An 11,849-nucleotide genomic window follows, 5' to 3' on the forward strand; every position below is an offset into this window, starting at 1 on the left:
CGCGTGCGAGCGCTCGTCTGGCACGGTCCCGGTCGGCAGCGACTGGATGAGGTCCCGCCCCCCGTAGCGGCCGACGGCGACGTGCTCATCGCCCCGGCGCTCGTCGGGATCTGCGGGTCCGACGTCAGCGCCCACAAGGGCACGATGGGGATCGCGCAGCCCGGTGCGATCCGTGGGCATGAGTTCGCCGGCGTGGTCGTGGAGTCCCGCTTTCCGGGGCTGGAGGCGGGGGCGCGCGTGGCGGTCGACCCGGTCTGCCGGTGCGGATCGTGCCCGGCGTGCGCGCGCGGGCAGGACAGCGCCTGCCATCGGATCGAGATCATCGGCGTGCACCGGCCCGGCGCCCTCGCCGACCTCGTCCGCGTTCCCGGAGCCCAGGCGCACCGCCTCCCCGATGACCTGGACTGGACGGCGGGCGCCTCGGCGGAGCCGCTGGCGCAGGCGGTGCACGACGTCGAGCTGGCCGCTCGCGGCGGGCGCGCGCTCGGCCGCTGCCTGGTGATCGGCGCCGGAGGCATCGGCGGGCGGATCGTGCAGGTGCTCGCACGACGCGCGGAGGGCGCGGGCGTGCATGCGCTGCACGTCGTGGATCCCGACGTGCGCCGGCATGCGCTGATGCGCGCGCGAGGCGCCGACGAGGTGCGCGCGGAGCCGGAGGAGGGGAGCGCATACGATACGGTCTTCGACGTCGTCGGCGCGCCGGCCACCCGCCGCTCGTCCCTCGCCGTCACCGCCCCGGGAGGAGTGGTCGTCGCCGTCGGCATGGCGGCGGACGAGGCCGCCGTCTCCTGGTTCGACCTCATCCGCCGTGAGCTCACCGTGGTGGGGGCCAACACCTTCGGCGCCGCAGACTACGCCGCGGCGCTCGCCATCCTCGCCGGCATCGGCGCCGACGACGCCGAGCGGAGCACCGTCATCCCGCTCGAGGGCGCCGCGGCGGCGTTCGAGGAGCTGGCCGCGGGCCGCACCTCGCCGGGCCGGACCTTCATCGCCGTCACCGACTGACGTCGATCAGCACCTTGCCCGTCGTCCCGCCCTCGACGGCCCGGTGGGCGTCCGGTGTCCGGTCCAGGGGGAAGCGGGTGAGGGGGAGCCCGGCATCGACTCCGACGGGGAGCGCTCCGCTCTCCAGCGCCGCGGTGATGTCCTCCGCGGCCGCGCGCAGCGCTCCGTCGCTGAGCGTGTACAGCAGGACGAACTGGTACCGGATGTTCCTGGTGAAGTGCGTCACGACGTCGAGCGACAGCTCCCTGCCGCCCTCGGCGCCGTACGCGGAGACGAGGCCGTGGTCGGCGAGGACCGCGGCGTCCAGTGCGGCGTTGCGGGCGGGGCTCACCTCGACGACGATGTCGATCCCCGCCGGTGCGGCGTCCAGGATCCGAGCGGCGGCGTCGGGGTCGCCGTGATCGACTGCGGCGTGGGCTCCTGCCCGCCGAGCCAGCGCACGCTTCTCGGGCGTCGAGGCGGTCGCGACCACGACGTCCGCGTCCGCCCATCGGGCCAGTTGCACCGCGGCATGCCCGACCGCACCGGCGCCTCCTGCGACGAGCACGTTCCTGCCGGCCAGTGCACCGGGGAACAGGCGGCGGGGGCCGTGCTCGTGCATGGTGAGCGCGCGATGGGCCGTCACGGCCGGCACGCCCAGGCAGGCGCCGACATCGAAGCTCGCGGCGTCGGGCAGCGGGATCGCACGCGTGCTCGGCACGACCGTCGACTCCTGCGCCGTGCCGGTACCTCGCCCGTACGCGCTCATCATGAGCCAGACACGATCGCCGACGGCCAGGTCGTCGACGCCCTCGCCGACGGCGTCGACGATGCCCGCGCCGTCCTGGTTCGGGACGACGTCGTGCTCCGGTTCGTGATCGGGTGCGGCGACGACCCCGTTCCGGCGCTTCCAGTCGGTCGGGTTCACCCCGGAGACGCGCACGCGCACGCGGACCTCGCCCGGTCCTGGCTCGCGCTCCTCGCGGTCGACGAGGTGCAGGATGTCCGCGGGCCCTGTGCCGCTGTGGACGACGGCGCGCATCAGGCGTGGTCGTAGATCGGCGAGCGCACGTCGCGCCCGATGTGACAGTCCAGTACGAGCGGCCCCGAGCGGTCCCAGCCCCGCAGAGCAGGACCGAGGTCGCCGACCGTGCGGATGGCAGCACCCTGCGCCCCCATTCCGCGCGCGAGGGCGGCGAGATCCGCGTACCCGAAGATCGCCTGATCGCCCGGCACGCCCCAGTCGCCCATATGGACGAGCTCGGAGCCGGCCGCACCGTCGTTCATGCACACGACGATCAGCGGTGTGCGCTCGCGCACGGCCGTCTCGAGATCGCCGAGGGTCATGTACAGGCCGCAGTCGCCGATGAACAGCACCGACTGCACGTCCGGGTCGACGGTGGCGCTCGCGTAGGAAGCGGCCAGCGCACTGCCGACGGCCCCGAAATCGGGCAGCCAGACCAGGGAGCGCGGGGCACGGTGGGTGAGGTGGATCATCGGGAAGGCGCCGAAGTGGCCGTTGTCCACGATGATGCGCCGGGGCGTGGGGAGCACGTCGTCGAGGGCGAGGGAGAGCGCGCGCGGGTCGATGGCTCCTGGCCGGGATCGGTCGTCGTCCAGGCTCGGACGGGACACCGGCGCGACCGTGCGCGTCGGGGCGCCGACCGCATCCAGCGCCTCCCGCAGCGCTGCGACTCCCGAGGCGATGCCTCCCGAGTGCGTGATCACGCGCTCGGGGTCACCGTACGGCGCGGGGCCGCCGCGTGTGTTCTCGATGCGGACGACGACGCGTCCCGCGACGAAGGCTCCCGAGCGGGTCTGGAACGCGTTGAGCGAGGCGCCGATCGCGATGATCGCATCGGACTCCTCCGCGATCCGCTCGGTCTCGGCGACGGAGAACCCTCCGAGCTGACCGATCGCGAGCGGATGCTGGCCCACGAGCCCCGACGCCGGGACCGAGGTCGCCACGGGGGCGCCGAGGCGCTCCGCGAGGGCGATGACCGCCGCTCCGGCGTCCGCGGCGACGGCGCCCAGGCCTGCCACGATCAGCGGCGAGCGTGCGGCGGCGAGCAGTCGCGCGCTCTCCTCGAACTCTGCGGCGGACGTGGTGCGCGCCGGGGCGGGCGGCGTCTCGCCGGTGTCCCGTGCCGGTTCTGCGACCCCGTCGAGCCGGTCCAGGCCCGCGGGCATGATGAAGGCGATCGTCTGCCGCTCCGCGCGGATGCGGTGCACGACCTCGCGCAGCTGGCGGGGCGCGTCGGTCCCCTCCGCACGCACGGAGGCGATGCCGAGCGGCTCGAGCAGGCTCTCCGGGCGCAGCGCCTGCACGCCGCCCGCGAACGGGAAGCGCTGCGGGTCGAGATTGGAGGAATCGCTCACGAGGAGCAGCACGGGAGAGCGTCCGCGCGACGCGGTGAGCAGCGCCGTGATCGCATTGGTGAAGCCAGGCCCCTGAGTGACCGTGCACCAGCCGATGCCGCCGGTCGCCCTTGCCTGCCCGTCCGCCGCGCCGACGGCCCCGTTCTCGTGCCGCAGGTGGTGGATCGCGACACCGTGGTCGGTCGCGAGGTGATGGACGAGCCAGAGGTTTCCCGCGCCCATCAGCGTGAACAGGTCTCGGCAGCCCTCCTCGACCGCGACATCGGCCAGCTGCGCGGCGACCGACCGTGCGCCGATGTCCGTCATCCTTCGCTCGCCGCGTGCGGCATCACGAGGTCGAGGAGATGACGGCGAAGCTCCAGGAACTCGTCGCTGGAGCGCGTGACGACCTGATCGCGATCGCCGCCGAACGGCACCTCGACGACCTCGCGGACCCGGCTGGGCGAGCCGCTGAGCACGACGATGCGATCGGCCAGGTAGATCGCCTCATCGATGTCGTGGGTGACCAGGACGACAGTGATCCCCAGCTCACTGCGCACTCGCAGCACGAGATCCTCCAGGTCGAACCGGGTCTGCGCGTCCACGGAGGCGAAGGGCTCGTCCATGAGGAGCAGGTCGGGCCGATAGGAGAGCGCACGTGCGATCGCCACGCGCTGCTGCATCCCCCCGGAGAGCTGCCACGGGTACTGCTTCTCGACCTGGGCGAGCCCGACGCTGCCCAGGACCTCGCTGATGCGGGCGGTGCGCTCCGCTTTGGGAACGCCGCGGGCCGCGAGCGGCAGCCCGACGTTCTTGGCGTTGGTGAACCACGGATAGAGCGATCGACTGTAGTCCTGGAAGACGAGGCCGAGTTGCTCGGGCACGCTCGTGAGGGGCTTGCCCTCGAAGCTCAGCTCGCCGGCGCTGGGCTGGGCAAGGCCCGAGATGCAGCGCAGCAGCGTCGTCTTGCCGGCGCCGGAGGGGCCGACGATGCAGACGAACTCCCCCTTGTCGACGGAGAAGGTGACGTCGTCGATGGCCATCTTGGCGGTCGGCTTGCCCTCGTTGTAGATCTTGCGCAGCCCGCGTACGTCCAGCACCGTTCCGCCCTGGCGGGGTGCCTCGGTGCGGTCGGTCGCCTGCACGGTCGTGTCGGTCATGAGTGCCTCCGGAAGGGATCGGGTCAGGATGCGCCGAGTGCGCGGGAGCGGTAGTACCACGACAGCGCCCGGCGCTCGATGAAGACGAACAGGTAGTTGAGGATCGTGCCGATGATGACGAGCATGATGATGCCCGCCCACACGTTCAGGCTGGAGAAGACGATCTGTGCCTGCAGGATGAAGTAGCCGATGCCTTCCTTCGCCGCGACCATCTCGGTGACGACCATCAGGATCAGGGAGACCTGCAGGCTGGCGCGGAGCCCCGCGGCGATCTGCGGCGAGGCGCCGCGGAACACCACGGTGAACAGCGTGCGCGCGGGGCTCAGGCGCATCGCCTTGGCGGTGTCGAACTTCACCTGGTCGATCCCGCGCATCCCGTCGAGCGTGTTCAGCAGCGTCGGCCAGATGGCGCCGAAGGCGATGAGGGCGACCTGGCGAGTCTGCCCGATGCCGAACAGCGCGATCATCGCGGGGAGCAGGGCGGGGGCGGGGAGCACGTACAGGAAGTAGATGATCGGGTTCGTGCCCTGGCGCAGGAACCGATAGCGCCACAGCAAAGTGCCGCCGATGATGCCGATCACCGCGCCGAGCGCATAGCCCAGCGCGAAGTTCTCGAGGCTCGAGAACACGTGATGCATCGCGTCGCCGATGATGAACTCCTTCCACCACTGCTCCAGGATGCGGCTCAGCGGCGGGAAGAACGGAGAGACGGAGGCGGCCGATGCGAACCACCAGACGAGGAACAGGACGATCGGCAGCCATAGAGCGGTGGCGACTTCGCGGACGACGGCTCCGAACGACAGGCGTGGTCGCCGGCGTGCGGCGCCGGTCGTGAGGATCTGCTGCGTGTCGGGCTGGACCTGTTGACGGGTCCGGACGATCGTGTCGCTCATCGAGCCGGCCTTTCCTCGTTCGATGTGATGTTCCGCTGCGACTCGTGCCAATGCATCGCCTTGCGCTCGATGAGGAAGAACGCTCCGGTGAGGGCGAGGCCGAGCATCCCGGACATCAGGATGTAGGCGTACATGCGGGGATAGGTGGTCATCCCGCCGTTCTGTGCGAGCAGGATCTGACGTCCTATGCCGTCGGCGCCGGCGATGATCTCGGCGACGACCGCGAGGATCAGCGCCGAGGCGGAGGCGATGCGCAGTCCGGTGGCGATGTAGGGGGCGGCGCTGGGGACCGTCACGACCAGGAAGCGGCGGACGCCCCGCACGCCCAGCGCCTTGGCGGTGTCGAGCACCGTGGGATCCATGGATCGCACGCCGTAGATCACCTGGATGATCAGCGGCCAGAACACGCCGAAGGCCACCAGGAACACCTTCATATCGAGCGTGGATCCCAGCACGAGGGTGATCAGCGGCAGGATGGCGATCGCAGGGATGGCCTTGAACAGCTCGATGACGGTCGATGCGCTGCGGAACGCGAAGGTGCTGAAGGCGAGGGCGGAGCCGAGCACGAGTGCGGCCACGGAGGCGATCACCAGGCCCAGGAACCAGCCCTGCAGCGTGGCCCAGACCGCCAGCCAGCCCTTCGCCGAGGAGAACTCCTCGGCGAAGGCGACCATTGTCGAGGACATGGTCGGGAACTGGTCGGGCCGGAACACGCCGCCCGCGGTCAGCGCCTGCCACAGCGCCAGGGCGATGACGACGGCGAGGACCGGCCAGAGCAGGTTCGATGCTCGGCGTGTGACGGGGTTCATGGTGTCTCCAGTGGTCGCACTCGTGCGGATGGGCTCTGCGCTACTTCAACGATCCCGGCCAGACGAGCTCCGCGGGGTCCAGCTCCTCCGTCTGGTCGCCGTACTTGATCAGCAGATCCTGGGCCTTCTCGAAGCCCTCGACGTTCACGTGCGGGTCGGCGGTGCCCCAGATCGCGATGGAGGCGGCCTCTTCGGTGAGTCCGAGATGGTCGATGAGCGTCTTGCGCGCCTCGTCCATGTTCTCGCGAGCGAGGTCCTGCGATTCGATGTTCGCATCGCTGAACGCCTTGACGATGTCCTCGTTCGCATCGATGTACTGCTGCGAGGTGGTGATCAGGCCCACCGCCATGTTCGGGAACGTCTCCACGTTGGGCTTGCCGATGATCTCGGCGCCCACGCCCAGCGCCTCGCTCGTGAAGGGCGCCTGGATCACGGCCGCGGCGAGGTCGCCGGAGGCGAGGGCCGCCGTCATCTGGCCGAAGGGGAGCTGGACGAGCTCAACGGAGTCGGGGTCGCCGCCGTCGTTGGCGATCATGTCGAGCGCCGAGTACGTGTTCAGCGAGGCCAGGCCGACCACGCCCAGCGCCTTGCCCTCGATCTGGCCGGCCGAGGTGATGCCCGACCCGGGCGCGGCGACGAGGGCGTTGCCCTCCTCGGGCTCTTCGTGATCCTTCTGCTGTCCTTCGGGAGTGGCGACGGCACGGATCGGGATCCCGTTGAGGTTGGCGTTGATCACGTGCACGACCGTGGCGAACCCGAAGTCGTACTGTCCGCTGGCGACGCCGGAGATGATCGCGGCGACATCGGTCTGGGGCACCAGCTCGAGTTCGAGGCCGTGCTCGGCGAAGACGCCCTCCTGCATGCCGTAGAGCATCGGTGCGTTGCCGTTGTAGGGGTTGATCGCCACGGTGACTTTGGTGAGTTCGCCGTCGCCGCCGCTCTCCTCGCCCGCGGAGGAGTCTCCGGAGCAGGCGGTGAGGAACAGCGCGGATGCGGCGAGTGCGGCACCGGCCGCCAGAGCCTTGCGTAGGGAATTCTTCATCGATCTTCCTTCGGGTACGGCGAGTGCGATGACCTCGCACTCTCGGTTTGTCTCTGGGCGGGCACCGCCGACGGATCGGGTCGACTGGGGTCGTCCCGGTGCTCGTCGGGGATGGATCGCGGTGCTGTGTTCCGGTCCAGTGGGGTGGATCCGGGGGCTTCCTCGTCCTCCGGGTCCTCTTCAGCGTAGGGCGGCTCTGATAGTCCGCAATGGCCGGAAAGCTCTCACGTGATAACCGTTGATGCTCTCATGTCGTGTGGATCATCACGCCCCCGTCGATCACGAAGACGGCGCCCGTGATGTGGGATGACGCGGGCGAGGCGAGCAGCAGGGCGAGGCCCTCGATCTCCTCCGGTTCGGCCAGGCGGTCCAGGGCGGTCGCCCTGGTCAGCGCCTCGAGCATCTCGCCGTTTCCGGCGTTGCCGCGGCCGATCCCGGTCAGGAAAGATCCGGGTGCGATGGCGTTGACCCGGATGCCGCGCGGGGCGAGCTCGGCAGCGGCGTTGCGCACGAGGTGCGATACGGCCGCCTTGGTCGCCGAGTACGCGTAGCCGACGAGCGGGTCGGCGCGGTGACCGGCCACCGACGAGGTCACCACGATCCGCCCGCCGTCGTTCATCCTCGCGGCGGCGCCCCGGACGGTGTGCATGGTGCCCGTGAGATTCGTTTCGAGCACCTGTGCCCAGCGCTCGTCGTCGATCCGCGCCAGTACGCCGTCGCCGAAGTGGTGTCCGCGCCCGGCCGAGATGCCGGCGTTGGCGAAGACGATGTCCAGCCCGTCCCCCCACGACGACGCCGCGTCGAGGGCGCGTTCGACCGACGCGCGGTCTCGGATGTCGACCACGGCGCCGCGCACTTCGCATCCTTCGTCGGCCAGCTCGTCCACAGCCGCGGCCAGGGACTCGGCGGCGACGTCGGCGAGCGTCACGCGGGCGCCGTTGCGCGCGAGTACGCGTGCGAACGCCTGACCCAGCCCGGAGGCGGCACCGGTGACCAGCGCTCCTCGCCCTCGGACGTCGAAGAGGCGCTCGGGCGCGGATGGGTTCTCGTGGGTCCCCGTCATCAGGGCTCTCCCTTCTCCTTCTGCCATGGCCGCATGGCCAGGAAGTTGCGCAGCACGCTTGGCTGGGCGCCCTCGGCCCAGATGAGCCCCATGGTGAGCTGGGCGGGGCTGCCCTCGATCGGCACGAACGCGACGCCTTTCTGCGGGGCGATGCGCGCCGAAGCGGGCACGAACCCGACGCCGAGTCCGGAGGCGACCAGGCCCGTCGAGACCCAGGTGGAGTTGACCTCCTGGGCGACCCGCGGGCTGAAGCCCGCCTCGTTGCACTGCGCGACGTAGTAGTCGTGCAATTGCGGCTCGACCCGCCGGTCGATGAGGATGAGATCCTCGTCGGCGAGCTCGGCCAGGTTCACCGCATCGCGCTCGGCGAGGCGGTGCCCCTCCGGTACGGCGATGACGACCTCTTGGGTCGAGACCGGCTCGTGCAGGATTCCCGGGGTCGGCTCGATGGGGAGCCGGGTGAACGCGCAGTGCACGTCCCCGCTGGCGACCTGTTCGAGCGCGCGGCGGCTGGTCAGTTCTGCCAGACGGATGCGCACCTGCGGGTAGGCCTCGCGATAGCGCCGCAGCGCGCGCGGGACGACGCCGGCGAGCGCCGGCTGGATGAAGCCCATGTTCAGATGTCCGACCCTGCCTTCGCTGACGGCGATGGCCCGGGCCTTGGCGCCGTCGGCCAGGGCGAGCACGGCGATCGCCTCGTCGAGGAAGGTGCGACCCGCCTCGGTGAGCGTCACGTGCCGGCGATCCCGGTCGAGCAGGCGCAGGCCGAGCTCGGCCTCGAGCGAGCTGATCTGCTTGCTCAGGGCGGGCTGCACGATGTGCAGCTTCTCGGCCGCCTTGCGGAAGTGCAGTTCCTCCGCGACGGCCACGAAATAGCGCAGGTGTCGCAGCTCCATCAGTTCTCCAGATGTCCGGTGGCGGCGCGGAACGCCTCGGGCTGCTCCACGTGCGGAAGATGGCCCGCGTCGTCGATGACGGTGAGGCGCGTGTGCGGGAGGGCGTCGGTCCAGGCGCGCGACGTGGATGCGGGGATGATCCCGTCTTGTCTTCCCCAGATCAGGTGCACGAGCATGCGCAGGGCGGCCAGGCGCCCGGCGAGGCCGGGATCGTGCATGTACGGGTCGCCGGCCACGCGGCGCGCGGTCGCGCGGCTCCGCGCGAGAAGCGCCGCGGTCTCTGCCGAAGGCGGCGGTCCCTGGCGGAAGGCCCGGGTCGCGAAGGTGAGCGGCACCGTCTGCGCCGGACTCAGTGCGAACGTGTCGGGGGGCGGCTCGTCGCCCACGAGACCTGCGGGATCGATCAGCGTGAGGGTGCGGATCCGCTCGGGGCGCAGCAGCGCGGTCTCCGCGGCGATCCATCCGCCCAGCGAGCAGCCGACGAGGTCGACGCGGTCGAGCTTCTCCTCGTCGAGCAGGCGGGCGTAGCCCAGAGCGAAGTCCGCCACGCCGTCGAAGCCCGCATCCGCGCTGCGCAGGAAGCCGGGGTGGTCGGGGCGGATGAGCCGTCGCCGCGCGGCGAGCCGTGCGATCGCGGGGATCATCGCCCCGGAGTCGCCCACGCCGTGCAGGTAGAGCAGAGGCGGGCCTGAGCCGGCTTCGAGGCACAGGAGCGCGCCCATCGAGGTCTCGTGCCGGTGCGTCTCCACGTCGCGCTCCCCGGATCCGCTCACCGTCATCGGCGCTCTCCACTCGTGCGTCCTCCGCTCAGCGTAATGCCATTGCAATCCCCGCGACCCCCTGGCCGATTCCTCGTGGTGATCACTCGATAGTGATTGGCTCTTGGCCTCCACGCGCACGCGAGGGTTAGCGTTGCGGCGTGATCGCACCAGGGGCGATCCCTGGACGACAGGAGGATCCGATGAAGCTTGCCCTGTTCGACGATCACCGGCTCGGTGTGCTCAGTGAGGACGAGGCCCATCTGATCGACGTGACCACGGCGATCCCTGCCTCAGACCGCGACCCGTTGACGGCGGGCTGGTGGCGCGGGCTCTGCCGGGACTGGACCGAGCTGCGCGAGCAGATCGAGTCGGCGGCCTCGTCGCGCACGCCGATCCCGCTCGGCGACGTCCATCTGCGCGCCCCCGTGCTGGGCCCGACCAAGATCATCGCCGCGGCCAGCAACTATCGCGCGCACGTCGCCGAGATGCACGACGTGCAGGAGCGCACCCTGGGGACGGTGCACGCCTGGATGATGGAGTTCGACGTCTTCCTGAAGGCGCCCTCCTCCGTGACCGATCCGGCCGGGCCGATCGTCCTGCCGCGCGCAGTGCTGGACGAGGATCGGGAGATCCATCACGAGTCCGAGCTCGTCGTGGTGATCGGGAAGGGTGGCAAGGACATCCCCGCCGCCGAGGCGTCCGAGCACGTCTTCGGATACTCGATCGGGCTGGACATCACGGTGCGCAGCCCCGCCGACCGCTCCCGCCGCAAGAGCTACGACACCTTCAGCCCGATCGGTCCGTGGATCCGCCTGCGCGACGAGGGGTACGACGCGAGCGGCGTCGACATCTCGCTCACGGTCGACGGCGCGGTGCGCCAGCAGGTGAACACGAGCGATCTGATCATGAACGTGGACGAGATCGTCTCCTACGCCTCGAGAATCATGACCCTCAACCCCGGGGACGTCATCTTCACCGGGGCGCCTCCCGGCGTCGGCCCGATCCGGGCGGGTGAGCGGCTGGTCACCGAGATCGAGGGCATCGGTACGATGACCACCGAGGTCGTGGCGGGATGACCGCGCTCGTCGAGAGCATAGGGCTCGTCGAGGGCAAAGTCGTCGTCGTCACCGGCGGGTCCAGCGGCATCGGTCGGGCCGTATGCCGGCTGGCGGCCAGCGAGGGGGCCGCCGGGATCGTGGTGGCGGCTCTGCACGAGCAGCCGCGCGAAGGCGGCCGCCCCATCGCCGAGGAGCTCGCCGAGGCGGGAACGCCGCACGCCTTCGTGCGCGCCGACGTCACCCGGCCCGAGGACTTCGACGCCGTGATCGCGGCCGCCGACGGGATGGGCGGCGTGGACGTGCTCGTCACATGCGCCGGCATCAGCGACAGCGTGGATGTGCTCGAGGTCACTCCCGAGCGGATGCGCCGGGTCATGGGCGTCAACTTCGAGGGCACGGTGTTCGCCTGTCAGGCGGCGGCGCGATCCATGCGCGCACGGGAGGTGCCCGGCTCGATCGTCACGATCTCCTCGGTGGGCGGGATGCGCGGGTTCGCGCACGCCGCGACCTATTCGGCATCGAAGGGCGCGGTGCGCACCTTCACCTATGCGCTGGCCGATGCGCTGGGCCCGCACGGCATCCGAGTCAACGCGATCCACCCGGGGCAGGTCGAGACGGAGATGCTGCGCGTCGAGATGCGCGGCGGCTCACCGATCCGCATCCCGCTGGGGCGCAAGGGCACGCCGGAGGAGATCGCCGAGGTCGTCCTCTTCGCCGCGAGCGATCGCGCCGGCTACCTTCATGGCGCCTCGCTCGTCGTCGACGGCGGATACTCTGCTGTGATCTGAGAGGCACCGTGATCTGAGACATTCCGGACTCCTCGCT

General features: G+C 70.6%; 12 protein-coding genes. 3 read left to right on the top strand and 9 right to left on the bottom strand.

Translation table 11 applies throughout. From position 1 onward, the window contains the following. Positions 1–3 precede the first annotated feature (3 nt). A complete protein-coding gene (locus tag BKA02_RS09885) occupies positions 4–1,005 on the top strand; it encodes an alcohol dehydrogenase catalytic domain-containing protein (RefSeq protein ID WP_179433619.1) in 1,002 nt (333 codons plus the stop codon). Here the strand turns inward: BKA02_RS09885 and BKA02_RS09890 are convergent. The 9 genes from BKA02_RS09890 to BKA02_RS09930 all read right to left on the bottom strand — a co-directional run bounded on the left by BKA02_RS09890 (position 995) and on the right by BKA02_RS09930 (position 9,984). Continuing rightward, positions 995–2,026 carry an NADPH:quinone reductase gene (locus BKA02_RS09890; RefSeq protein WP_179433621.1) on the bottom strand — a complete coding sequence of 344 codons (1,032 nt, stop codon included), beginning with the start codon at positions 2,024–2,026 and terminating at the stop codon, positions 995–997. The genes BKA02_RS09885 and BKA02_RS09890 overlap by 11 nt on opposite strands. Beyond that, positions 2,026–3,669 (bottom strand): thiamine pyrophosphate-binding protein, encoded by a 1,644-nt coding sequence (locus tag BKA02_RS09895; protein WP_179433623.1) that lies wholly within the window; start codon positions 3,667–3,669, stop codon positions 2,026–2,028. Before BKA02_RS09895 ends, BKA02_RS09890 begins: the two co-directional genes overlap by 1 nt. After that, positions 3,666–4,502, bottom strand: a complete 837-nt coding sequence (locus BKA02_RS09900; RefSeq protein ID WP_179433625.1) for an ABC transporter ATP-binding protein — start codon at positions 4,500–4,502, stop codon at positions 3,666–3,668. Before BKA02_RS09900 ends, BKA02_RS09895 begins: the two co-directional genes overlap by 4 nt. Before the next feature lie 23 nt (positions 4,503–4,525). Then, positions 4,526–5,395 (bottom strand): ABC transporter permease, encoded by an 870-nt coding sequence (locus BKA02_RS09905; protein ID WP_179433627.1) that lies wholly within the window; start codon positions 5,393–5,395, stop codon positions 4,526–4,528. Next, complete coding sequence (locus BKA02_RS09910; RefSeq protein WP_179433629.1) at positions 5,392–6,204, bottom strand: ABC transporter permease; 813 nt, start codon at positions 6,202–6,204, stop codon at positions 5,392–5,394. Before BKA02_RS09910 ends, BKA02_RS09905 begins: the two co-directional genes overlap by 4 nt. A 40-nt stretch (positions 6,205–6,244) precedes the next feature. Next, positions 6,245–7,246 carry an ABC transporter substrate-binding protein gene (locus BKA02_RS09915; RefSeq protein WP_179433631.1) on the bottom strand — a complete coding sequence of 334 codons (1,002 nt, stop codon included), beginning with the start codon at positions 7,244–7,246 and terminating at the stop codon, positions 6,245–6,247. 247 nt (positions 7,247–7,493) lie between these two features. Further along, positions 7,494–8,309, bottom strand: coding sequence for an SDR family NAD(P)-dependent oxidoreductase (locus BKA02_RS09920; protein WP_179433633.1), 816 nt, complete (start codon positions 8,307–8,309; stop codon positions 7,494–7,496). Continuing rightward, a complete protein-coding gene (locus tag BKA02_RS09925) occupies positions 8,309–9,205 on the bottom strand; it encodes a LysR family transcriptional regulator (protein ID WP_179433635.1) in 897 nt (298 codons plus the stop codon). Before BKA02_RS09925 ends, BKA02_RS09920 begins: the two co-directional genes overlap by 1 nt. After that, positions 9,205–9,984 carry an alpha/beta fold hydrolase gene (locus BKA02_RS09930; protein ID WP_179433637.1) on the bottom strand — a complete coding sequence of 260 codons (780 nt, stop codon included), beginning with the start codon at positions 9,982–9,984 and terminating at the stop codon, positions 9,205–9,207. Before BKA02_RS09930 ends, BKA02_RS09925 begins: the two co-directional genes overlap by 1 nt. A 182-nt stretch (positions 9,985–10,166) precedes the next feature. Here BKA02_RS09930 and BKA02_RS09935 point away from each other — a divergent pair, with 182 nt between their 5' ends. Next, positions 10,167–11,042 (top strand): fumarylacetoacetate hydrolase family protein, encoded by an 876-nt coding sequence (locus BKA02_RS09935; protein WP_179433639.1) that lies wholly within the window; start codon positions 10,167–10,169, stop codon positions 11,040–11,042. After that, positions 11,039–11,812, top strand: a complete 774-nt coding sequence (locus BKA02_RS09940; protein WP_179433641.1) for an SDR family NAD(P)-dependent oxidoreductase — start codon at positions 11,039–11,041, stop codon at positions 11,810–11,812. Before BKA02_RS09935 ends, BKA02_RS09940 begins: the two co-directional genes overlap by 4 nt. Positions 11,813–11,849 lie beyond the last annotated feature (37 nt).

The sequence above is a fragment of the Microbacterium pseudoresistens genome, assembly GCF_013409745.1.
Taxonomy (GTDB): domain Bacteria; phylum Actinomycetota; class Actinomycetes; order Actinomycetales; family Microbacteriaceae; genus Microbacterium; species Microbacterium pseudoresistens.

What these genes read in the sequence shown, in the direction of transcription:
- BKA02_RS09905 (WP_179433627.1), bottom strand. Translation starts at nt 5,395, where the DNA reads ATGAGCGACACGATCGTCCGGACCCGTCAACAGGTCCAGCCCGACACG.
- BKA02_RS09895 (WP_179433623.1), bottom strand. Translation starts at nt 3,669, where the DNA reads ATGACGGACATCGGCGCACGGTCGGTCGCCGCGCAGCTGGCCGATGTC.
- BKA02_RS09900 (WP_179433625.1), bottom strand. Translation starts at nt 4,502, where the DNA reads ATGACCGACACGACCGTGCAGGCGACCGACCGCACCGAGGCACCCCGC.
- BKA02_RS09890 (WP_179433621.1), bottom strand. Translation starts at nt 2,026, where the DNA reads ATGCGCGCCGTCGTCCACAGCGGCACAGGGCCCGCGGACATCCTGCAC.
- BKA02_RS09925 (WP_179433635.1), bottom strand. Translation starts at nt 9,205, where the DNA reads ATGGAGCTGCGACACCTGCGCTATTTCGTGGCCGTCGCGGAGGAACTG.
- BKA02_RS09915 (WP_179433631.1), bottom strand. Translation starts at nt 7,246, where the DNA reads ATGAAGAATTCCCTACGCAAGGCTCTGGCGGCCGGTGCCGCACTCGCC.
- BKA02_RS09935 (WP_179433639.1), top strand. Translation starts at nt 10,167, where the DNA reads ATGAAGCTTGCCCTGTTCGACGATCACCGGCTCGGTGTGCTCAGTGAG.
- BKA02_RS09910 (WP_179433629.1), bottom strand. Translation starts at nt 6,204, where the DNA reads ATGAACCCCGTCACACGCCGAGCATCGAACCTGCTCTGGCCGGTCCTC.
- BKA02_RS09940 (WP_179433641.1), top strand. Translation starts at nt 11,039, where the DNA reads ATGACCGCGCTCGTCGAGAGCATAGGGCTCGTCGAGGGCAAAGTCGTC.
- BKA02_RS09930 (WP_179433637.1), bottom strand. Translation starts at nt 9,984, where the DNA reads ATGACGGTGAGCGGATCCGGGGAGCGCGACGTGGAGACGCACCGGCAC.
- BKA02_RS09920 (WP_179433633.1), bottom strand. Translation starts at nt 8,309, where the DNA reads ATGACGGGGACCCACGAGAACCCATCCGCGCCCGAGCGCCTCTTCGAC.